This is a genomic window from Sulfitobacter sp. THAF37, from assembly GCF_009363555.1.
Classification (GTDB): domain Bacteria; phylum Pseudomonadota; class Alphaproteobacteria; order Rhodobacterales; family Rhodobacteraceae; genus Sulfitobacter.
This window is the reverse complement of the sequence record NZ_CP045372.1, coordinates 1608066-1628320: the sequence shown is the minus strand read 5'-3', so window position 1 is coordinate 1628320 and position 20255 is coordinate 1608066. Positions and strand designations below refer to the sequence as shown.

21 protein-coding genes and 2 tRNA genes are annotated in these 20255 nt (G+C 62.9%); 7 read left to right on the top strand and 16 right to left on the bottom strand.

Translation table 11 applies throughout. The features are described from left to right. The first annotated feature begins 1 nt into the window (after position 1). Complete coding sequence (locus tag FIU94_RS08065) at positions 2–196, top strand: DUF3072 domain-containing protein (protein ID WP_152465302.1); 195 nt, start codon at positions 2–4, stop codon at positions 194–196. A gap of 359 nt (positions 197–555) precedes the next feature. Here FIU94_RS08065 and lepA read toward each other — a convergent pair whose 3' ends face one another. Further along, entirely contained in the window at positions 556–2358 is a 1803-nt protein-coding gene (gene lepA, locus FIU94_RS08060) for a translation elongation factor 4 (RefSeq protein WP_152465300.1), read from the bottom strand. Positions 2359–2555: 197 nt separating this feature from the next. Between lepA and FIU94_RS08055 the strand changes: the two genes are divergently transcribed. Next, the gene (locus FIU94_RS08055; RefSeq protein WP_152465299.1) at positions 2556–2936 is read left to right on the top strand and encodes a hypothetical protein; all 381 of its coding nucleotides are present in this window, start codon (positions 2556–2558) and stop codon (positions 2934–2936) included. 58 nt (positions 2937–2994) lie between these two features. Here FIU94_RS08055 and FIU94_RS08050 read toward each other — a convergent pair whose 3' ends face one another. From FIU94_RS08050 to murA, 7 genes are all read right to left on the bottom strand, one after another. Further along, on the bottom strand, positions 2995–3582 hold the full coding sequence (locus tag FIU94_RS08050) for a GNAT family N-acetyltransferase (RefSeq protein ID WP_152465297.1): 588 nt from the start codon (positions 3580–3582) through the stop codon (positions 2995–2997). A gap of 1 nt (position 3583) precedes the next feature. After that, positions 3584–3976, bottom strand: coding sequence for a ketosteroid isomerase-related protein (locus FIU94_RS08045; protein WP_152465295.1), 393 nt, complete (start codon positions 3974–3976; stop codon positions 3584–3586). Between the two features lie 9 nt (positions 3977–3985). Then, positions 3986–4447, bottom strand: a complete 462-nt coding sequence (locus FIU94_RS08040) for a low molecular weight phosphatase family protein (RefSeq protein WP_152465294.1) — start codon at positions 4445–4447, stop codon at positions 3986–3988. A 3-nt stretch (positions 4448–4450) separates the two neighbouring features. Beyond that, positions 4451–4930 carry a UPF0262 family protein gene (locus FIU94_RS08035; protein ID WP_152465292.1) on the bottom strand — a complete coding sequence of 160 codons (480 nt, stop codon included), beginning with the start codon at positions 4928–4930 and terminating at the stop codon, positions 4451–4453. A 93-nt stretch (positions 4931–5023) separates the two neighbouring features. Beyond that, positions 5024–6325, bottom strand: coding sequence for a histidinol dehydrogenase (gene hisD, locus FIU94_RS08030; RefSeq protein ID WP_152465291.1), 1302 nt, complete (start codon positions 6323–6325; stop codon positions 5024–5026). A gap of 334 nt (positions 6326–6659) precedes the next feature. Then, on the bottom strand, positions 6660–7130 hold the full coding sequence (locus tag FIU94_RS08025) for a DUF2948 family protein (protein ID WP_152465289.1): 471 nt from the start codon (positions 7128–7130) through the stop codon (positions 6660–6662). Further along, positions 7127–8398: a UDP-N-acetylglucosamine 1-carboxyvinyltransferase gene (gene murA, locus FIU94_RS08020; RefSeq protein WP_152465287.1), complete on the bottom strand. Its 1272-nt coding sequence runs from the start codon at positions 8396–8398 to the stop codon at positions 7127–7129. Before murA ends, FIU94_RS08025 begins: the two co-directional genes overlap by 4 nt. 258 nt (positions 8399–8656) lie before the next feature. Here murA and FIU94_RS08015 point away from each other — a divergent pair. Continuing rightward, a tRNA-Thr gene (locus FIU94_RS08015) sits at positions 8657–8731 on the top strand. Positions 8732–8981: 250 nt separating this feature from the next. Here the strand turns inward: FIU94_RS08015 and FIU94_RS08010 are convergent. From FIU94_RS08010 to FIU94_RS08000, 3 genes are all read right to left on the bottom strand, one after another. Beyond that, positions 8982–9058: transfer RNA gene (locus tag FIU94_RS08010), tRNA-Arg, on the bottom strand. A 318-nt stretch (positions 9059–9376) separates the two neighbouring features. Further along, positions 9377–10303, bottom strand: a complete 927-nt coding sequence (locus tag FIU94_RS08005; protein WP_152466982.1) for an MYG1 family protein — start codon at positions 10301–10303, stop codon at positions 9377–9379. 98 nt (positions 10304–10401) lie between these two features. Then, positions 10402–10713: an ETC complex I subunit gene (locus tag FIU94_RS08000; protein ID WP_152465286.1), complete on the bottom strand. Its 312-nt coding sequence runs from the start codon at positions 10711–10713 to the stop codon at positions 10402–10404. A 140-nt stretch (positions 10714–10853) separates the two neighbouring features. Between FIU94_RS08000 and FIU94_RS07995 the strand changes: the two genes are divergently transcribed. After that, entirely contained in the window at positions 10854–11138 is a 285-nt protein-coding gene (locus FIU94_RS07995; RefSeq protein ID WP_152465284.1) for an antifreeze protein, read from the top strand. Positions 11139–11244: 106 nt separating this feature from the next. Then, the gene (uvrB, locus tag FIU94_RS07990) at positions 11245–13446 is read left to right on the top strand and encodes an excinuclease ABC subunit UvrB (RefSeq protein ID WP_152465282.1); all 2202 of its coding nucleotides are present in this window, start codon (positions 11245–11247) and stop codon (positions 13444–13446) included. Between the two features lie 93 nt (positions 13447–13539). Here uvrB and FIU94_RS07985 read toward each other — a convergent pair whose 3' ends face one another. Both FIU94_RS07985 and FIU94_RS07980 read right to left on the bottom strand, forming a co-directional pair. Further along, entirely contained in the window at positions 13540–13896 is a 357-nt protein-coding gene (locus FIU94_RS07985) for a PRC-barrel domain-containing protein (protein WP_152465280.1), read from the bottom strand. A gap of 105 nt (positions 13897–14001) precedes the next feature. After that, entirely contained in the window at positions 14002–14550 is a 549-nt protein-coding gene (locus tag FIU94_RS07980; RefSeq protein WP_152465278.1) for a hemerythrin domain-containing protein, read from the bottom strand. 106 nt (positions 14551–14656) lie between these two features. Between FIU94_RS07980 and FIU94_RS07975 the strand changes: the two genes are divergently transcribed. Together FIU94_RS07975 and FIU94_RS07970 are read left to right on the top strand one after the other, a co-directional pair. Next, positions 14657–14842, top strand: a complete 186-nt coding sequence (locus tag FIU94_RS07975) for a PLDc N-terminal domain-containing protein (protein WP_152465276.1) — start codon at positions 14657–14659, stop codon at positions 14840–14842. Between the two features lie 143 nt (positions 14843–14985). Further along, positions 14986–15651 (top strand): hypothetical protein, encoded by a 666-nt coding sequence (locus FIU94_RS07970; RefSeq protein ID WP_152465275.1) that lies wholly within the window; start codon positions 14986–14988, stop codon positions 15649–15651. 45 nt (positions 15652–15696) lie between these two features. Here FIU94_RS07970 and FIU94_RS07965 read toward each other — a convergent pair whose 3' ends face one another. From FIU94_RS07965 to FIU94_RS07955, 3 genes are all read right to left on the bottom strand, one after another. Further along, positions 15697–17985 carry a glycosyl hydrolase family 28-related protein gene (locus FIU94_RS07965; protein WP_152465273.1) on the bottom strand — a complete coding sequence of 763 codons (2289 nt, stop codon included), beginning with the start codon at positions 17983–17985 and terminating at the stop codon, positions 15697–15699. 189 nt (positions 17986–18174) lie between these two features. Continuing rightward, positions 18175–18588 (bottom strand): DUF4864 domain-containing protein, encoded by a 414-nt coding sequence (locus tag FIU94_RS07960; protein ID WP_152465271.1) that lies wholly within the window; start codon positions 18586–18588, stop codon positions 18175–18177. Positions 18589–18649: 61 nt separating this feature from the next. Next, positions 18650–20230 carry a lysine--tRNA ligase gene (locus FIU94_RS07955; RefSeq protein ID WP_152465270.1) on the bottom strand — a complete coding sequence of 527 codons (1581 nt, stop codon included), beginning with the start codon at positions 20228–20230 and terminating at the stop codon, positions 18650–18652. Positions 20231–20255 lie beyond the last annotated feature (25 nt).

Genomic DNA, 20255 nt, shown 5'->3' with positions numbered 1-20255 from the left:
AATGACCGACAACCCCAAGAACAACCCCACCGGAAACGCGGAAAAGGACCCCGAGGACTGGGTCACCGGCGACGAGCCGATGACCGGCGCGCAGGCCAGCTACCTCAAGACCCTGTGCGAGCAGCACGGCGAAGAGTTTCAGGACGGCCTGACGAAGGCGGAGGCGTCGGAACGGATCGAGGCGCTGAAGGGGTAAGAGAGGCGGCTGAAGGGTCAGCCGCTTCGCGATACCCTCTAAACCTTCCACTGCGCCCGTACCGAAGGGGCGAAGGCCGTCTTGGGAACTGTCCAGTGGACAGTTTCAGGCCGGAGCGGGCGGAGCCCGAAAAAGCGAAGCGCCCGCCCCGTGGGAGTGGGTAAGGCCCATCTAGGAACTGATCCAGAGGATCAATTAAGAGCTGAACGCGCGAAGCGCCGGACACGGGCGCTGCCAAACCCTTTTGGGTTTGGCATTGGGTGGCGGATTAAGCGCGCCGCCCTACCGGTGTGGGGCCTCGCCCCGCTGCGCGAGACTCTCACCCCACCGTCTTTCATCCGCGCTGGAAATGGCCAGCTTTAGCTGTCCATTTTCAGTGCGCTGATGAAAGCTTCCTGCGGGATATCCACCTTGCCGAACTGGCGCATCTTCTTCTTGCCCGCCTTCTGCTTCTCCAGCAGCTTCTTCTTGCGGGTGGCGTCGCCGCCATAGCATTTGGCGGTCACGTCCTTGCGCATGGCGGACAGGGTTTCGCGGGCGATGACCTTGCCGCCGATGGCCGCCTGGATCGGGATCTTGAACATGTGGCGCGGGATCAGGTCTTTCAGCTTTTCGACCATCGCGCGGCCGCGCATCTCGGCCCGGTCTCGGTGGACCATCGTGCTCAGCGCATCCACGGGTTCGTCGTTCACCAGGATCTGCATCTTGACCAGGTTGTCCTGGCGGTAGCCGATCATCTGGTAGTCGAAGGAGGCATACCCCTTGGTCACAGATTTCAGCCGGTCGTAGAAGTCGAAGACCACCTCGTTCAGCGGCAGGTCATAAACCACCATCGCGCGGCTGCCCGCATAGGTCAGATCCTGCTGGATGCCTCGCCGGTCCTGGCAGAGCTTCAGCACGTCGCCAAGGTATTCGTCCGGCACCAGGATCGTGGCCTTGATGCGTGGTTCTTCCATGTGGTCCACATGGGTCAGGTCCGGCATGTCGGCGGGGTTGTGCAACTCGCGCATCTCGCCGTCCTTCATGTGGACGTGGTAGATCACCGACGGCGCGGTGGTGATCAGCTCGATGTCGTACTCCCGTTCGATCCGGTCGCGGATCACCTCCAGATGCAGAAGGCCGAGGAACCCGCAGCGAAAGCCGAAGCCAAGTGCGGCCGAGGTCTCCATCTCGAAGGAGAAGCTGGCATCGTTGAGGGCCAGTTTCTCGATCGCTTCGCGCAGGTCTTCGAATTCGGAGCTGTCCACCGGGAACAATCCGCAGAAAACCACGGGCTGGGAAGGTTTGAAACCCGGCAGGGGTTTTTCGCAGGGGCGCTTTTCAAGGGTGATGGTGTCGCCCACGCGGGTGTCGCGCACCTGTTTGATCGACGCGTTCAGATAGCCGATTTCGCCGGGGCCGAGGCTTTTGACAGACGTCATTGCAGGCCGGTAGACGCCGACGTCGTCCACGTCGTAGGTGCCGCCGGTCTTGATCATGCGGATGCGGTCGCCCTTTTTCAGGGTGCCGTCGATGATCCGGACAATGACGATGACGCCCAGGTACTGGTCGTATTTCGAATCGACCAGCATCGCCTTGAGCGGCGCATCGGGGTCGCCGCCTTCGGGGGGCGGCAGGCGTTTCACGATGGCTTCCAGCACGTCCGGGATGCCCACGCCGGTCTTGGCGCTGATCTCGACCGCGTCGTGCGCCTCGATGCCGATCACGTCTTCGATCTGTTCGCGCACGCGGGCGCAGTCGGCGGCGGGCAGATCGACCTTGTTCAGCACCGGCACGATCTCGTGGTCCGCGTCGATGGCCTGGTAGACATTGGCAAGCGTCTGCGCCTCGACCCCCTGGGAGGCATCGACAACCAGCAGCGACCCTTCGACCGCCTGCATCGAGCGGCTGACCTCGTAGCCGAAGTCGACATGGCCGGGTGTGTCGATCAGGTTCAGCACATAGGTCTCACCGTCCTGCGCGGGATAGTCGATGCGCACGGTGTTGGCCTTGATGGTGATGCCGCGCTCGCGCTCGATGTCCATCGCGTCGAGAAGCTGTTCCTTCATGTCGCGTTCGGCCACCGTCCCGGTGAGCTGGATCAGCCGGTCGGCAAGCGTCGATTTACCGTGGTCGATATGCGCCACGATGGAGAAATTGCGGATGTGCGAAAGCGGTGTCATGTATGGGGATATGCGGCGCTTTGTAGGGCTGGTCAAGGTGGCATATCGACCGCCGGTGCGACGGTGGCCGGCCCACGGGGACGGTTCCGCAATCAAACGTGAATTGCCCAGCCGGCGCTTGTCGTGCATAATCCCGGCCAGAGCAAACGAGGACCACCAAGGGGCAAATCCCACGGTCCGGTGAGAAGGCAGGAAAGATGATGCGTATCGGTGTGGCGCTTGTCGCCGTTTTGGGGCTGGCCGCCTGTGGGGGCGGCAGCAGATATTCCAGCAGCAATGCAGCGGGCTACGGCGGGGGCTATGCGGCGGTGCCGGTGGTGCCCTTTGCCAGCGGGCCGATCCAGAGGGCCTGCGAGGCGGATGGCCGCAAGGGGTCATCGCCCACGCGCTGCGGCTGTGTGCAGGCGGTAGCGGACCAGTCGCTGTCCGCACGGGACCAACGGCGCGGCGCCAAGATGTTCCGGGACCCGCACCAGTTGCAGGAAATCCGCCAGTCGGACAATGCCAACAACGAACGGTTCTGGAAGGCGTGGAAAGAGTTCGGCCAGAACGCCGCAGCCGTCTGCGCCCAAACCTGAGCAGGGGCCAAATTTCTTTGAAGAAATTTGCCCGGAGTTTTCAAAAACTCCGGCGCCCTCAGAGGTCGCGTATCCAGAATTGCAGGGGTTTCGCCGTCTCTTCCGTCTCGCCGTGATCCTTCCAGCGGAACCGGGCGATCACCCCGTCGAGCGGCCGGTACCCCCGCGCCCGCCAGAAGCCATCGAGAGGGCGGTACCCGGCGGGGCGCGCCGGGTGGTCCTCGGGGCGGATCACCGCGCAGAAACAGCTTTTGGCAAATCCCAGTCTCCGCGCATGGTCCTCGCGGGCGGCGAAGAAGCTGTGCCCCGCCCCCTGCCCCCGGTACGCGGGCAGCAGGACGCTTTCGGCGCAGTAGAACACCTGCCCAAGGTCAACCCCGGTCGGGGCAAATGCGGCAGCGAAATCATCCGCGTGATCCGTCAGGGGCGTCCCGGTGCTGGCGCCGACCAACACATCGCCATCGAAAGCCCCGACAACGATGGCACTGTCGCTGTCGCGATAGCTTTGCAGGTACCGCTCCTCATAGGCCGGGTCGCCGTCGTAGAGGTAGGGCCATTCCGCAAAGACCGCGATGCGCAGCCGGGCCACGCTCGGCAGTGCCCTGACCAGCGCGGCCCCCGTGAGGGGCGTGATCCGCAAGGCCATCTCAGCTGACCTGCGCGGTCCAGTCCGCCAGATTGTAATAGGTGGTGATGCGGCTGATTCGACCCTCCCGCAGGTCAAAGAATGACCCCGCCGGCAGCCGGTAGCCCTGGCCACGTGCCTCGGGCAGTCCCGCGTCGGTTTCAAGGTAGGTGCCGTTGACCACGTATTCCGCGGCTGCCCGCGTAGCATCAGGGTCAGAGAAAACCACCATGTCGGTCAGGTTTTCCTTGTAGCAGCGGCTCATGTGGGCGCAAAACTCCGCGAACTTCGCCTTGCCTTCGCGCACCTTCCCTTCGTTGACATGATGCGCCACGTCATCGGTCAGGCAGGCCAGCATGCCGTCGGTATCGCCTGCGTTAAAGGCATCGAAATAGGTCTTGATGATGTCGGCCATGAGAAAATCCTACGTAACAGGGCAGACCGGATCGCCGAAACGGTCGATCAGGCGGGTTTTGATCTGGTCGCGGGCAGCACGAAACTGCACCAGCTTGGCCTCGCGCCCCTCGCCCAGTCCTGTAGGGTCGAGAATGGGCCAGTATTCGACATCGAGGTGAAAGAACCGCGTCAGTTCCAGTGCGCGGCGCTGGCTGGCCGGGGACAGGGCGATCACCAGGTCAAAGGATGACAGGTCATCGCCCCATTGCTCCATCTCGTCGAAACTGCGCGAGCGGTGGCGCGACAGTTCGACACCGATCTCGGCACAGACCGCGATGGAAAAGCCGTCGATTTCCAGGTCGTTCTTGACGCCCACCGATTGCACGTAGGTATCGGTGCCGTAGAATTTTTTCATGATGCCCTCTGCCATGGGCGAGCGTACTGCGTTGTGATCGCAGCAGAACAGAACGGACTGGGGAAGGTCCGCCATCGCTCAGCCGCCGAAATGCAGAACGCAGATCAGGGTGAACAGACGGCGTGCGGTGTCGATGTCGATCTCGGCCTTGCCTTCCAGCCGTTCCTGCAGGACGCGGGAGCCTTCGTTGTGGATGCCGCGACGGGCCATATCAATCGTCTCGATCTGGCTGGGGGGCAGTTTCTTGACCGCTTCGAAGTAGCTTTCGCAGATCTGGAAATAGTCCTTCACCACCTGGCGGAACGGCCCGAGCGACAGATGGAATTCTGCCGCCTTCTCCTCGTTCTCGGTCGCCACGTCAAAGACCAGCCGCTTGTCGCGTATCGACAGGCCCAGGTGGTAGGGCCCTGCGGGCACCGGACGATCCCCCCGCGCGGGAATGACAAAGGTGTTGTCTTCCAGCAGATCGAACATCGCGACCTTTCGCTCCTGCTCGATCTCGGGTGTGGGGGGCGGCAGATTGGCGTCGTGAAGCACGATATGGGAGATGCGGGACATGGAAGACCTCAGGCAGAAAAGTGCTCCAGCCATAGCGCAGCCCGCCGTCCGGGGCAATCGCAACGGTGCCGCGGCGCAGCGTGCGCGTGGCGATCACCGGTTCAGCTTGTTCAGCCGCGCCGTGACGCTCAGCCCGTGGGCCTGCAGGCTTTCCGACGCCGCCAGGGTTTCCGCCGCGGGGCCGATGGCGCGCAGCGCCTCGGGCGTCATCCGCGCCAGCGTGGTGCGTTTCATGAAATCCAGCACCGACAGGCCCGAGGAGAACCGGGCGGAGCGGGCCGTGGGCAGCACGTGGTTCGGCCCGCCGACATAGTCGCCGATCGCCTCGGGCGTCCACTGGCCAAGGAAGATCGCCCCGGCGTGGGTGATCTGCGCGCTCAACGCTTCGGGGTCGGCCACGCAAAGCTCAAGGTGTTCCGGCGCGATCCGATCCGACAGGGCGGCGGCAGTGGCAAGGTCAGGCACGGTGATGATCGCCCCGTTGTCGCGCCACGACGCCCCCGCGATGGCCCGCCGGTCCAGGGTTTCAAGCTGCCGGTCCACCGCCGCAGCCACCGCCCGGCCAAAGTCGGCGTCCGTGGTGATCAGAATGCTCTGCGCGCTTTCATCATGCTCCGCCTGGCTCAAGAGGTCGAGCGCGATGAAGTCGGGGTCATTGTCCCCGTCCGCGATCACAAGGATCTCGGACGGACCGGCGATCATGTCGATGCCGACCTTGCCAAAGACCCGGCGCTTGGCCGCCGCGACAAAGGCGTTGCCGGGGCCGGTGATCTTGTCCACCGGCGCGATGGTTTCGGTGCCGTAGGCCAGCGCCGCCACTGCCTGCGCGCCGCCGATGCGGTAGATCTCCGTCACGCCGGACAGCTGCGCCGCCAGCAGAACCAGCGGGTTCAGCACGCCGTCAGGGGTCGGCACCACCATGGCGAGGCGTCCGACACCGGCCACGGCGGCTGGGATCGCGTTCATCAGAACGGAACTGGGGTAGCTGGCCAGCCCGCCGGGCACGTAGAGCCCTGCCGCCGAAACCGGGGACCAGCGCCAGCCGAGCGTTGCACCGGCCTCGTCCGTCCATTGCGCGTCTTCCGGCAATTGCCGCGCGTGGTAGGCGCGGATGCGTGCAGCGGCGGTTTCCAGGGCCGCACGTTCGGCGGCGGCGACACTGTCGACCGCCTGCGCGACCTCATCGGCGCTGATGGCCAGTTTGTCCGCTGTCAGGGCGATCCGGTCGAATTTCTCGGTCAGTTCGATCACCGCCGCATCGCCGCGCGCGCGCACGTCCTCGATGATCCGGGCCACGGTGGCATCCACATCGGGGCTGTCCTCGCGCTTGGCATTCAGCAGCGCGGCAAAACCATCCTCAAAGTCGGGCTGGCGTTGATCGAGAAACACGGGCATGGGCGCATCCTTTTGCTGGCCCGTGCATAGCCGCCGCATCGACAACCCTCAAGAGTTTGCGGGACGGCGAGGCGCCAGGCCGGGTATCGCCCGACCTGGAGGGCGCTCAGCCCTATTGGCGACGCAGAACACATCATCCCGCAACTCGACCGTGACTAGGCAGCGCCTGTAAAATCGCCCTCCTGGGGGAGGTCGGGCGATGCCCGGCTTACGCCGGGCGGGGCGCTTTTGGATCACACGCCGCCTGACGGGACGGCGGCAAAGCCTGTACGGCGTCCCTTAACGGACCGGTTCGCGCCAGTTCTCGGCGTCATCAGCCGTGGCGACGCGAACCTCAGTCCTCATGCCGGGGCAATTTACCCGACGGTGCCGCATAGGGCCGCGTGACGTCGCGCAGCGTGGCCTCCAGCGCCTCGACCGTCAATCGGATCGCCCCGTCACCGGCCAGCGTCAGGTCCACATGCCCCGATGGCGCATCCGTTTCGTCAAAGTCGATGCTGAGCAACGACAGGATCGTGTCGGCATCGCCCTTTGTCACGCCCTGCGAGGCGACCTGTTGCACGGTGTTGAATACCAGCAGCGATTGCACGCGCTCGGGCGCATGGCGTGCCGTGCCCGCGTCCTCCCACCGGACGCGGTTCAGCAGCAGCGCAAAGCGCGCCCCCTTCCGGTCCCAGCGCATTTCGGACGCCGGAAAGACCGCGTCCTGCGTCAGCGATGCAACGATCTTGAGGTCGTCGGCATCCAGCACGCCGATGTTCAGCGGGGCCTCGCGGCCATCTTCAAACCTTGCGTCCTCGGTCATGCGTCCTTGATCCGTTCGATATCGGCGCCCACACCCGAAAGCTTGGCCACCACATGTTCATAGCCCCGGTCCAGATGATAAACACGGGCGACCTTGGTTTCGCCCTCTGCCGCCATCCCGGCGAGGATCAGCGAAATCGACGCGCGCAGGTCCGTCGCCATGACCGGCGCGCCCTTGAGTTTCTGCACGCCCCTGACCGTCGCGGTGCCGCCATGCACCTCTATATCGGCCCCCATCCGGATCAGCTCCGGCGCGTGCATGAAGCGGTTTTCAAAGATCTTCTCCTCAAGAACCGAGGTGCCTTCCGCCGTGCAGAGCAGCGCCATCATCTGCGCCTGCAAGTCGGTCGGAAAGCCGGGGAAGGGTTCTGTCGTCACGTTCACGGCGCCGATGCGGCCATTCTTGCGCGCGACTTTCAGCCCCTTGTCCGTTTCGGTCACGGAGATACCCGCAGCGTCCAGCTTCTCACAGAAGGCTTCCAGCAGGTCGATCCGCCCGCCCAGGCATTCCACCTCTCCGCCGCAGAGCGCCGGCGCCAGCATGTAGGTGCCCAGCTCGATCCGGTCGGTCACGACCCGGTGGGTCGCGCCATGCAGGCGGTCCACGCCCTGAATCTCGATCCGCGACGTGCCGTCACCGTCGATCTGCGCGCCCATCGCCCGCAGACAGGTCGCCAGGTCGACGATTTCGGGCTCGCGGGCGGCGTTGTTGATCACCGTGGTCCCCTTGGCCAGGGTCGCGGCCATCATGATGTTCTCGGTCGCCCCGACGGAGGCGAAGGGAAAGTCGATGACCGCGCCCTTCAGACTGCCGCCGCTTGCCTTGGCATGCAGATAACCGTCGCGCAGTTCGATCTCGGCACCCATTTTCGCCAGCCCGTCGGTGTGAATGTCCATCGGCCGTGCGCCAATGGCGCAGCCCCCCGGCAGCGACACTTCCGCATGGCCCTCCCGCGCGAGCAGCGGCCCCAGAACCAGGTTGGAGGCGCGCATCTTGCGCACGATATCGTAATCCGCGTGCGTGTTGATCGCCCCATGCGACGACAGGGCCAGCACCAGACCGTCCTGCAGCGATGTCGCCTCGGCCCCGAGCGAGGCCAGGAGCTGCGTCATGGTGCGGATGTCGCTGAGGCGCGGCGCATTGGTCAGCGTCAGCGGTTCGTCCGACAGCAGCGTTGCGGGCATCAAAGCCAGACAGGCATTCTTCGCCCCCGCGATCGGGATTTCTCCCTCAAGCGCACCGCCCCCTCGAACCAGAATCGAATCCATTTTAACTGCTTTCCTCACTGGAGCCTTCGCGGCTCTCCGTTGGGTTTTGTGCCACGCGCGCCCGCATCTGGGCCTTGCGCCGCGCCATGTTCGCCTTCAGCGCAGCCTTCAGCCGTTCCTCCCGCGTGGAGGCGTTCCTGCCGGGTTTCTTAGGGTCCTGCCGCTCCGCCATGAAGCGTGTGTACCGCAGCGACCGAAGAGCGTCCAGATTGGGGTTGCACGATTGTCGGATTGCGTCTAATGACCCGCCTCATCGGCGCTGCTGTAGCTCAGAGGTAGAGCACTCCCTTGGTAAGGGAGAGGTCGAGAGTTCAATTCTCTCCAGCAGCACCATTTCGATCAGCACCCATAGTTTACCGCGCAGCGGCGTGTTTCATAGCTCAAAGACCGCGCGAAGAAGTTATCTGACCGTTTCTGGCTGACGACTGCGCCGATGCCACGTCTCGATCCCCTCTTCCCGAAACCCCGCCGCATACCCCCTTGTGCCTTGTCGGGCATGATGTTTCCGCAGAAATGGCCCGATAGCGAGATCGCACAAAAGAAGGGGGCGCACGATGGACAGGCGAAGGCAGAAACATCAAAATGGCGATCCCTGAAGGACTCGAACCCTCAACCTGCTGATTAGAAGTCAGCTGCTCTATCCAGTTGAGCTAAGGGACCGCTGGGCGGGGTTTTCCACCATCACGCCTGACTTGGCAAGCCTCGTAGGTCGTGTTGACATTCATTGTCGACCACCCGCGCGAGACGGATTTTGCCGCTGGCGCCCTGATGTGAGCGCAGCAATGTGATCATTGGAAGCGAACATCCGGGATGGCAGAGGCAAAATCCGCCGCGCCCCGCAGGGGTTTCGCCAAAATTGCCCATTTCTGCGTTAGGAGAGCTTGAAATAGCTGGCTATTCCTACGCTCTCTTGCCTGGAACTGAGCAATTTTGGACTGAAACGGGTGGGCGAAAATGAATGTCAACACGACCTAGGGCTCAACCGGGCGTTTGCGCCGCCTCGACCGCCAGCGCGGCCATACGCAACGCGGCATGACGGTCGGCGGCAATGGCGAGGAACCGCGCCGCGTGGCAGAACCGGGCGCCGGGAACGCCGCTGACCTGTTCCAGCTCTGCCCCGGTCAGCCCGGCCCAGGCCGCGGGCAGATCGGCGCGCAGGGCAAAGCTGTCGGCGTGCTTGCGGATGGCGGAGATGGCCCAGTCGGTTTCGCGCGGATGCACCACGAACAGCAGGTGGTCGGCGCCGGCGTCCTCGATCACGGCGCGGAACGGCATGCCCATGGGCAGTTCCAGCACCGCGGCATCGCCTGCACCCTCAATGGCCGCCTTCACGACCCCTGCCGCGCGCTGTTTGGCCGCGCGCCCCTTGACCGCTGCATCCAGAAACGCGCGGGCGATGTGCTGCGCGGTGGCAAAGGCCGTGTCGTCGGCCTGCGGGGCGCGGTCATCGAAGTCGGGTTTCAGGGTTTCCAGCAGGACCGGCAGCGTCAATCCCGCCAAGGCCCCCGCGCTGCCGGGATCGAGCGTTCCGTTGTCCATCAGGTCCACGGGCAGCACGAAATCCGCGTCGATCCCCGCGTGCAAGGTCTCGACAGCGGCCTCGGGCACCCCCAGCGCCGCCAGATAGGCCCGCCCAAAATGCAGCCAGATCAAGCCGAAAGAACTGTAGGGCTGCCCGTCGGGCCGCAGAGGTCCGGGCACCTGGTGATGGTCGTAGATTCCCGCGTCAGTGTCATACGCCCGACCGACATCAAAGACGATCCGGTCCGATGCCGGTGTGATCCAGCCGGCTTCGCGGCTGCGGATCAGCCTCGCCTGCGGAAAAAGCTGCGTCAGCACTACCGACGACAGCAGTTCATCCGCGTGAAAGCCTCCCGAATGGGTGACGAGGTACCGGATATCCATTTGCGGTGCCGTCATCTGTGCTGCGCTTTCGGATCGCCGGTCCGGGCCTTCATCTTGTCGGTGCACGCGGGCTGTGCCCCGCTGTCAGAACGGCAGCGTCAGTGCGTCCAGGCCCCGCGCCGTCCGGTGGCGAAATTCTCGCCATAGCCGCCCGCGCGCAGGTTGGGCTTGCGGCTTTGCGGTTCCTGCACCTGTGCGTCGATGCCATGCTCGCGCGCGTATTCCACCGCTTCCTCGCGGGTTTCGAAGCGCAGCCTGACCTGGGTCTGGGTATCCGAAGAAGACGTCCAGCCCATCAACGGATCGACTTCGCGCGCCTCGGAAGGGGCGAATTCCAGCAGCCAGACCTTCGTTTTGGCCATGCCCGATGACATGGCGGTGCGGGCGGGCTTGTAGATGCGTGCGCGCATGGGGGCTCCTTGGTCCGATCTGCGCCTCTATATCGGGCAATCACGCGCATGGGGCAAGACCTTCGTGTCGATAATGCGAAAGACCTACCAATGCCGCAACGCAGCATTATCTGTATATCATCTTTCGAAAGGAGCTTTCGATGTATCCCCTGCACTGGCTGACCCTGTCCACCAATACCGTCCTGCTGGCCCTTGAGGCCCAGACGGTGATGACCCTCCGCCTGATGGCCATTGGCGGGCTCATTCCCCAGAAATCCGGCGAGAACGATCGCATGGTGGCCGAGAAGCTGCCCGCGCTGACCAAATCCGGCATAGCCGCCGGGAAAGCGATGATGAAGGGCCAGCGCCCGGACCAGGTCATGTCCGCCGCCCTGACACCGCTGCGTCGTCGGGTTAGGGCGAACCGCAAGCGGCTGATGAAGTGACAGGGGCGGAAGGACCTGTTGACAGAACATGTCAGCTGGCCCGCCTGCCCCCTTGATCCCGCCGTGAAAAACGACACCTATGGTGTTCCTCAGCCAAGGACCGCCCATGCCCTACGCCCATTCCGATACCTCCGAAATCGCGCCGGTTCTGACAAACCCGGCGCCCGATGTGCGCAATCGTCCCAAGCTGGAGGGCGGCAAGAAGTTTCGCCTGCAGACCGAATTCGAGGCGGCGGGCGACCAGCCGACGGCGATCGCGGAGCTTGCGCAGGGCGTGACGGAGGGTGAGCGCAATCAGGTGCTGTTGGGGGCAACCGGCACCGGCAAAACCTTCACCATGGCGCGGGTGATCGAGGAAACCCAGCGCCCCGCCATCATCCTGGCCCCCAACAAGACGCTGGCGGCCCAGCTTTACGGTGAGTTCAAGGGGTTCTTTCCGGACAACGCGGTGGAGTACTTCGTTTCCTACTACGACTATTATCAGCCCGAGGCCTATGTCCCCCGGTCCGATACCTTCATCGAGAAGGAATCGCAGATCAATGAACAGATCGACCGGATGCGCCACTCGGCCACCCGCGCGCTGCTGGAACGGGACGATGTGATCATCGTCGCGTCCGTCTCCTGCATCTACGGTATCGGATCGGTGGAAACCTACGGCGCGATGACGCAGGATCTGAAAACCGGCTCCAGCTACGACCAGCGCCAGGTGATCGCGGATCTCGTGGCGCAGCAATACAAGCGCAACGACGCCGCCTTTCAGCGCGGATCCTTCCGGGTGCGCGGCGACAGCCTTGAGATTTTCCCCGCCCACCTGGACGACCGGGCATGGCGGCTGTCGTTCTTTGGCGAAGAACTGGAAAGCATCACGGAATTCGACCCGCTGACCGGGGAAAAGACGGATACGTTCGACCAGATCCGCGTCTATGCCAACAGCCACTACGTGACCCCGAAACCGACGATGTCTCAGGCCATCATCGGCATCAAGAAAGAACTGCGCACGCGGCTCGATCAGCTGGTCGCCGATGGCAAGCTGTTGGAGGCACAGCGGCTGGAGCAGCGCACGAACTTCGACCTTGAGATGCTGGAGGCCACCGGCGTCTGCAACGGGATCGAGAACTATTCACGCTACCTCACGGGCCGCGCCCCCGGTGAGCCGCCCCCCACCCTGTTCGAATTCATTCCCGACCATGCCATCGTCTTTGCCGACGAAAGCCATGTGAGCGTGCCGCAGATCGGCGGCATGTACAAAGGCGACTACCGGCGCAAGTTCACCCTGGCCGAACACGGCTTCCGCCTGCCGTCGTGCATGGACAACCGGCCACTGAAGTTCGAGGAATGGGATGCGATGCGCCCGCAGTCGGTCTTTGTCTCTGCCACCCCCGCAGCCTGGGAGATCGAACAGGCCGGCGGTGTGTTCACCGAACAGATCATCCGCCCCACCGGCCTGATCGACCCGAAAATCGAAATCCGTCCCGTCGAAATGCAGGTGGACGACCTGCTGGACGAGGTGCGCCGCGTGGCCGCCGATGGCTACCGCACGCTTTGCACCACGCTGACCAAGCGGATGGCCGAAGACCTGACCGAATACATGCACGAACAGGGCATCCGCGTGCGCTACATGCACTCCGACATCGACACGATCGAGCGGATCGAGATCCTGCGCGACCTGCGCCTGGGCGCCTTTGACGTGCTGATCGGGATCAACCTGCTGCGCGAGGGGCTGGACATTCCCGAATGCGGGCTGGTCGCCATTCTGGACGCCGACAAGGAAGGATTCCTGCGCTCCGAGACGTCATTGATCCAGACCGTCGGTCGCGCCGCGCGCAACGCCGAGGGTCGCGTGATCATGTACGCCGACCGGATCACCGGGTCGATGGAACGCGCCATAGGCGAAACCGAACGCCGCCGCGCCAAACAACTGGCCTATAACGAAGAGCACGGCATCACCCCCCAGACCGTGAAAAAGAACGTCGAGGATATTCTGGCGGGGCTTTACAAGGGCGACGTGGACATGAACCGCGTCACCGCCAAGGTGGACAAGGCCCACGGCGGCAACCTGCAAGCCGTACTGGAGGGCCTGCGCACAGACATGCGCAAGGCCGCCGAGAACCTGGAGTTCGAAGAAGCCGCCCGCCTGCGCGACGAGGTCAAGCGGCTGGAAGCCGTGGACCTTACCATCGCCGACGACCCGATGGCCCGCCAATACGCGGTGGAAAAGGCCGTCGGCGACGCGCAAAAGGCGTCAGGCCGCAGCACCATGGGCCGTGGCGGCATGCGCGGCGGGGTAAAGCGGCGCGGCAAACGATAGGGCCGAACAGATAGGGCCGAACTCCTGCCACATGCACAGAGAAAAAGCGGGCTGGAAAGCCCGCTTGCGTGTTTGCGTCAACCTGGGTTCGGATCACATCCAGTAATACGGCACGCCGTAGTGATCGAACGTGCGCTGTTCCCAGGCGCGATCCCGTTCCCAGCCTTCGGGGCGCTCGGGGGCTCCTTTCAACGTATCCGCGTCGATGTCGGTCACATAGCCCTCGCGGGACGGGTCGTAGCGCAGGGCATTCCACGGGATCGGGTGGTGGTCTTCGCCCATGCCCAGAAAACCGCCAAAGCCCATGACCGCATAGGCGACATTGCCGGATTTCTTGTCGATCATCAGGTGATCAATGTGCCCGATTTCGTCACCGCCGGTGCCGAAAACCGCGCTTCCATTCACTTTGTCGGAAGAAACCAGTGCTGCAGTAGAAGACATATCGTTCATAGCGCATTCCTTTCCTGAGTGCGTGTATGAAAGGAAAACGCCTGCGCCGGTGCGCGGTTCCGCCGGTCGCCCCAGACTGGCGGAAGCCCGCCTGCCCTCTGCGCGCTAGCCTCTGAAGCCGGTTTCCAGGACCACGGGCACGACGATCTCTTCCTCGTCGGTCAGGTGCCGGTTCAACAGCGCGGTGAACCGGTCCAGCCGCTCGATAAAGGGGCCGACTTCGCCCCCCTGAAGTACCGCGTTGGCCCCTTCGGCCATGTTGTGCAGCAGCCCGTCCATCGACTCGTGGTCGGTCTCGAGCAGCTCAAAGCCCCGTTCAAGCCGCCCATCCAGCGTGATCAGCTGCGGAAAGTAATGGTGATCTTCGATCTGGTGGTGGCCGTGCAGCTGGTTCAGCAGCATCCCGCCATACTGCGACAGGCGCGGGGCGTAGGTGTTGAAATCCACTTTGCCATCCGCCAGCGCCCGCGCGTCCTGCTGCAACAGGTCGGTCAGCTGCCTAAACATCGCGTGACGCTCCATCCAGAAGCGGATCATCTCGCCGAAATTCTCATGCGCCTCCCAATTCGCACGCGGATAGGCCTCTGCCAGAACACGCAGGGCGTCGGGCAGACCATCGCGCTGATCGAGCGCCAGTTCGGGGTCGGTAATCATGCGGCTTCCTTAGTATTTTCAATCGGCTACCGCAACCGCCGGAACCTTTGCCAATCACGCGGAGTTGATCCGCCAATACACAGTATGTGACTTAAGGAGAATACCAATGGAATATGGCCTGCTCGGACTTATCGTCCTGATCGCCGATATTTACGCCATCTATCAGGTGCTGACATCGGGTGCGTCGACCCTCGCGAAAATCGTGTGGACCATCGCAATCATCCTGCTGCCGGTGCTTGGCTTCATCGCATGGCTGATCTTCGGCCCGCGCGGCAACCGCGCCACCGTATAAGACGGACAAGACTGACAAGACATGGCCCGAAGCTTTTGCTTCGGGCCATTTTCTTTGCACGGACCTTCACTGTCTGGGTTGTCACGACAAAGCAGTAACCCTTTGTTAACTTGGATTAACCAAGATCGGGACAGGAGGGTGCGATGCCTGTTCTCGTTCTGGTTCTTTTCATGGCCTTCATCTCCGGCCCCGCGCAGGCCGGCGCCTGGATGCGTGAAAAGGGAACCAGCTTCGTCTCCTCCACCTTTGTCCTGAACCGTCTGCTGGACCAAAGCAGCAGCACCTACGTCGAACACGGCTGGAGCGATGATCTGACCATCGGTGCGGACATCAGCCTGGCGAACAGCCACCTGGGCCTGCAATCCGGCGCCGCCACGTTCTTCTTTCGTCGCAGACTGGGCCCCGCGGAAAGCACGCAGAAATGGGCTTACGAGATTGGCGCCGGAACCGCCTGGGTGCAGGATCTGATGCTGCCCCACGTCAAGCTCGGGCTATCCTGGGGCCGGAATTTCGAAGCAGCGGGCCGCTGGGGCTGGATGGGTGTGGACGGCGCGCTGTTCTGGGACGTCTCCACCGGCAGAAGAGCCGCGAAACTGGACGGCACAGTGGGCTACAATTTCTCGGATGTAACCGCAGGGATGATACAGATCTACCTCGCTCAGATCGACGGGCAGAGCCATGCCACCTTTGCCCCCTCAATCCTGATCCGCCCCCGCAACCGCAACTTCCGCATCCAGATCGGTACGGAAAGCCCTTTTGACGCATTCTCGGCCACTTCGGTCAAATTGGGCATCTGGCGGGAATTCTGAAAGACACCCCGCGCGATGGCGGGGCGTCCCTTGGCAGATCTATCTTCAGCGGCTGTCCATGCGGACCGTAACCTGCACCCGGCCCCTGACCGGGGCGGACCAGTTCAGCCTGATCTGATCCCGGTTGCCCCCGACCGCCACATCGGCATAGGGCGTTTCCCAGACCCTGACGTTGTTGCCATTGCGCAGCGCCCCCTGCGGCAGCACGCTTTCGACTTTCAACGCCTCACCGCCAAAGGGCAGGTAATCGGCCAGGTCGATCGTCCAGGTATCCGATGCCGTGTTCTGAAAGAACTCCACCTTTGCGGGCGTTTCCACCTGAAAGGTCACCGCGTGAAACGAATTTTCCGTGAAAACCACGTTCTTGCACCGCGACAGATCGAGATCGGCAAAGGTCGTGTCCACCCGTTCCGCCCGGTCGATCAGACCGTTCAGGCTGCGGAAGCGGTTGCCGGTGATCGACACGCCGCTCAGGAAATGACCCGCACCATGCGGCTTCACAACGATGTAGTTGAACCAGGGCGCAACCTCTCCCGACAGGAAGATATTGTCGGTGATGCTGAGCGCGCTAAAGGAAAATTCGGAATTGAACGCCGGTGCCGGGTCGTGCTCGTTCGTCCATTCGACAAAGCAATTGTCGACGTAATTGCCCGAAACGATCGAACTGACATGCGTGTTCGCCAGAATGATCCCCGCCGACCGGACACCGTTGTCGACCTCGTCACCCTGAAAGAAATGGTTGCCCGTGACGATGCTGTTTGCCCCGCCCAGCAAGCCGAAATGCCGGAACCGCGTCGCGCGATTGTCGCGCAGTTTGACGTCGTTGGCATTGGCATTGAACCCGATGGTCTTGCGCTGCGACACCGGCAGCGCGTCCTCGGCCGACAGGAACTGGCAGCGGTCGATCAGCATCCCCTGACAGCCGCCCCCGGTCGAGGTGATGCCGCGATCTGCCGGGCGCGTGACAAAGCAGTCGCGCACGTGGAATGCAGTGCCTGACAGCGCCAGCATGACCGCAGAGCACCGGTTGTTGCACTGAAATTCGATATCCGCCAACACGAACTTGCTCAGCTGACCAAAGCCGCTGAAGTCAAGCATGTACTGGAATCTGCGAAAGGTGAAGTTCTGCGTACCCGACGCATCGTAGAGCGGCACGTTCAACTCGATCTGGCCGGTCGCCACATTCTTGGACCGGACATAGACCTCGCGGCCCACACCATTACCTTCCACCAGCGCGCCGACAGGAATATTGGCGATGTTGGCAACATCCGTCAGCCGCTTGTTGTTGTTGGTGTTGTAGGTCGCCTGCGAGGTCACGACCTGCGTATCCCAGGCATTGCTGCTCGCAGCTTCCAGCTGACCGTTGCGGATCACCCGGCGCGTTGCATAGGTGTTCTGCCCGGGCACGGCAGCCTGCATGTCGATAGGGCCGGTGACGTTCACCTTGCGTCCGCCCAGGTCCAGCGTTTCGTGGTCGGCGTTGTTCAGCAACGCCTGAAACGCCTTGCGAAAGGCCAGTTCTTCATCTTCGAAGGCTTCGATGTAGTTGGGCAGGTCAAAGTTGCGGCGCAGCAGCAGCACGGCACTGTCGGGCATCGTGACGGTGCCCTCGAACTTCACGTTCGTGTCGATCGTCACACTGGAATTCAACCGATAGGTGCCGCCCGGCACAAAGACAGTGCGCCCGTTCGCCGCTGCATTGGCCGCTTCGAAAGCGGCGGTATCGTCCGTCGTGCCGTTACCGACAGCGCCAAAATCGACCACGTCCACCTGGCTCAGCATGTCGCGCAGAAAAACCGATGTGACATCTTCGATCTCGATATCATCCACCCGCACGACGCCGCCGTTGGGTCCTACCAGGTCGATCCCGAAATGCCCGTAGACCGGCTCCACCCCCCAGACCAGATCGACACCGCCGCGATTGCCCGTGCCGACAATGGCGGACACCTCCACCACCTCACCGTAGCTGGTCAGCGTGACGAACGGCGCAAACCCCGGCACGCCCCCGACCAGCGTCCCATTTGCCCGCGCGGCGTAACCGGCGATGCGCACCGAGGGCAGATTGCCGCTGATCGCCTTCACCCTGGCACTGATCCGCAGATAGCAGCCCGGCAGCAAAGGTGTCTCTCCCATATAGCGCAGCTTTTGCGTGTTCTGCGTCTTGAGCAGTTCCAGCGCCCCGCCAAAATCCTGATCCGCCGCGACGAATGCAGCATTCGCCGCGTTCTCATAGGTGTCCGATCCCGGCGTGCCGTCGCCGCTCGACCAGACGTCCAACCCTTGGGCGAACGGGGTTGGCATCAGCACCACGCCATCGGTAATCGCCTTGTTCATCGAAAATCCCTTCCATTGGCCGCACTGCGGCAGCACCTTCGGCACGCCGCGTGGTTGTTTTCCGGATCCAGCGCCTGCCGAACCTGAGAAAGGGACATATCTGTGAAATCTTAACGTCTGCCGGGACTACCGTTTCCCGGCCCACGCAACACCGCTATCGGCCCGGCAACAGCCCAGGCGGCGCGGTCTTCAGGCGGTCACACCCGCCGCGTCCAGAATCTGGACCGCGCCGATGCGCCATCCCATGTCGGTCTCTTCCATCTTGTAATCGAGGATATGGGTAAACCCCTTGGCATCCGTGATCTGCACCTTCTGCCAAAGGCCGCCAGCCTTTTCGCGCAGTTCCAGATAGCGCACTTCGGCGGGCCGCCAGACCATCGGATAGCCCTGCGTCACCATCCGCTGAAAGTTCTGCGGCGACTGAAAAAGGCGCTGCAGCGTCGGGGTGGCGTAGGTAAAGGCGGTGTCGAAATCATCCGCCTTGAACGCTTCCAACTGGCTGTTGATCGTGCCTTCGATTTCGGTCGATTGTGCCGCTGCGCCGATGCCAGACATCAGCAACAGCATCAGCCCCCCAAGCAGTCTGAGAACTCCTGTCCGCATGATGCCTCTCCTGTTGGCTATGTCCATGATGTTAAGCCACGGCGCCAACAGGGCAAGAGTTTCAAGCGGCGGTCAGCCTGCCGGCCAGCGCCTCGTCGATCAGGTCTGCCGTCTCGGTCACGCCATAGAGCGCAATGAACCCGCCAAATCGTGGCCCCTGCGATGCCCCCAACAGCACCTCGTAGAGCGCCGTGAACCAGTCGCGCAGCGGATCGAACCGCTCTTTCCCCACGGCAAAGACCATGCTCTGAAGGGCTTCCGCATCCGGCCCGCCATCCCACGCCCGCAGGGTGTCGCGCAGCTCCTCCAGGGCTTCACGCTCCAGGTCGGTCGGGGCGCGGAACACCTTGTTCGGCTTCACGAAATCGTTGAAATACCGCACCGCATGGCCCGCAGCCGCATCCATACCGGGGTTCTTCTCCGGCGAGGCGTCAGGCGCGTAACGCTGGATAAACCCCCACAACTGCCCCTTGTCCTCGGCCGAAGACACCGACGCGAGGTTCAACAGCATGGAGAACGGCACCACCATATCCGAAGTCGGCACGTCGCCGCCGTGGATGTGCCAGACCGGGTTGTTCGCCCGCGCCTTGGCATCCTGCGTCTCATAGGCACGCAACTGCTGGTGATATTCGTCCACGGCCTTCGGAATCACGTCGAAGTGCATGCGCTTCGCGGTCTTGGGCTTGAGAAACATGAAATACGCCAGGGATTCCGTGCTCGCATAGGTCAGCCACTCGTCGATCGAGATACCGTTGCCCGAGGATTTGGAAATCTTCTGACCATTCTCGTCCAGGAACAGCTCATAGCTGAAATGCTCCGGCTTCTTGCCGCCAAGGATCTCGCAGATGCGATCATAGATCGCGGTGTTGGTGGCGTGTTCCTTGCCGTACATCTCGAAATCGACGCCCAGCGCCGCCCAGCGCGCCCCGAAATCGGGCTTCCATTGCAGCTTCACGTTGCCGCCTGTCACCGGCAGGGTCATCTCCTCCCCCTCTTCGGTGTCAAAGGTGATCGTACCGTCCTTGGCGTTGACCTCCTTGATCGGCACATACAGCACGCGCCCGGTCTCGGGGTGAATCGGCAGAAAGATCGAATAGGTCTGGCGCCGCTCTTCACGCAGAGACTTCAGCATGACCGCCATGATCTCGTCATAGCGTTCCGCCGCGCGCAGCAGCACCTCGTCGAACTGACCCGTCTTGTAGAACTCCCGCGCCGAATAGAATTCGTACTCGAACCCGAAGGTATCCAGGAAACGCCGCAGCATCGCGTTGTTATGGTGGCCAAAACTCTCGTGAGTGCCGAACGGGTCCGGCACGCTGGTCAAGGGCTTGTGCAGGTGCTCCGCCAGCATCTCCTGCTGCGGCACGTTGCCCGGCACCTTGCGCATCCCGTCCAGATCGTCGGAAAAACAGATCAACTTGGTCGGAATGTCGCTGATCTCTTCAAAGGCGCGCCTGATCATCGTCGTGCGCAACACTTCGCCGAAGGTCCCGATGTGTGGCAGCCCCGAGGGGCCGTAGCCCGTCTCGAACAGCACGAAACCCTTCTCCGGCGGCTTGTTCTGATAGCGTTTGAGCACCCGGCGCGCTTCTTCAAAGGGCCAGGCCTTGCTGCTCAGTGCGGCGTCACGCATATCAGACATCATGTAATCCATCGTTGGCACCTGT

Bases quoted from the DNA above. Each gene is read 5' to 3' on its own strand.
- hisD (WP_152465291.1), bottom strand. From the start codon at position 6,325: ATGCCCGTGTTTCTCGATCAACGCCAGCCCGACTTTGAGGATGGTTTT.
- murA (WP_152465287.1), bottom strand. From the start codon at position 8,398: ATGGATTCGATTCTGGTTCGAGGGGGCGGTGCGCTTGAGGGAGAAATC.
- FIU94_RS07985 (WP_152465280.1), bottom strand. From the start codon at position 13,896: ATGAACGATATGTCTTCTACTGCAGCACTGGTTTCTTCCGACAAAGTG.
- FIU94_RS08065 (WP_152465302.1), top strand. From the start codon at position 2: ATGACCGACAACCCCAAGAACAACCCCACCGGAAACGCGGAAAAGGAC.
- FIU94_RS08050 (WP_152465297.1), bottom strand. From the start codon at position 3,582: ATGGCCTTGCGGATCACGCCCCTCACGGGGGCCGCGCTGGTCAGGGCA.
- FIU94_RS08035 (WP_152465292.1), bottom strand. From the start codon at position 4,930: ATGTCCCGCATCTCCCATATCGTGCTTCACGACGCCAATCTGCCGCCC.
- FIU94_RS08045 (WP_152465295.1), bottom strand. From the start codon at position 3,976: ATGGCCGACATCATCAAGACCTATTTCGATGCCTTTAACGCAGGCGAT.
- FIU94_RS07980 (WP_152465278.1), bottom strand. From the start codon at position 14,550: ATGATTACCGACCCCGAACTGGCGCTCGATCAGCGCGATGGTCTGCCC.
- FIU94_RS08040 (WP_152465294.1), bottom strand. From the start codon at position 4,447: ATGGCGGACCTTCCCCAGTCCGTTCTGTTCTGCTGCGATCACAACGCA.
- FIU94_RS07955 (WP_152465270.1), bottom strand. From the start codon at position 20,230: ATGTCTGATATGCGTGACGCCGCACTGAGCAGCAAGGCCTGGCCCTTT.
- lepA (WP_152465300.1), bottom strand. From the start codon at position 2,358: ATGACACCGCTTTCGCACATCCGCAATTTCTCCATCGTGGCGCATATC.
- uvrB (WP_152465282.1), top strand. From the start codon at position 11,245: ATGCCCTACGCCCATTCCGATACCTCCGAAATCGCGCCGGTTCTGACA.
- FIU94_RS08005 (WP_152466982.1), bottom strand. From the start codon at position 10,303: ATGGATATCCGGTACCTCGTCACCCATTCGGGAGGCTTTCACGCGGAT.
- FIU94_RS07975 (WP_152465276.1), top strand. From the start codon at position 14,657: ATGGAATATGGCCTGCTCGGACTTATCGTCCTGATCGCCGATATTTAC.
- FIU94_RS08055 (WP_152465299.1), top strand. From the start codon at position 2,556: ATGATGCGTATCGGTGTGGCGCTTGTCGCCGTTTTGGGGCTGGCCGCC.
- FIU94_RS08000 (WP_152465286.1), bottom strand. From the start codon at position 10,713: ATGCGCGCACGCATCTACAAGCCCGCCCGCACCGCCATGTCATCGGGC.
- FIU94_RS07995 (WP_152465284.1), top strand. From the start codon at position 10,854: ATGTATCCCCTGCACTGGCTGACCCTGTCCACCAATACCGTCCTGCTG.
- FIU94_RS07960 (WP_152465271.1), bottom strand. From the start codon at position 18,588: ATGCGGACAGGAGTTCTCAGACTGCTTGGGGGGCTGATGCTGTTGCTG.
- FIU94_RS07965 (WP_152465273.1), bottom strand. From the start codon at position 17,985: ATGAACAAGGCGATTACCGATGGCGTGGTGCTGATGCCAACCCCGTTC.
- FIU94_RS07970 (WP_152465275.1), top strand. From the start codon at position 14,986: ATGCCTGTTCTCGTTCTGGTTCTTTTCATGGCCTTCATCTCCGGCCCC.
- FIU94_RS08025 (WP_152465289.1), bottom strand. From the start codon at position 7,130: ATGACCGAGGACGCAAGGTTTGAAGATGGCCGCGAGGCCCCGCTGAAC.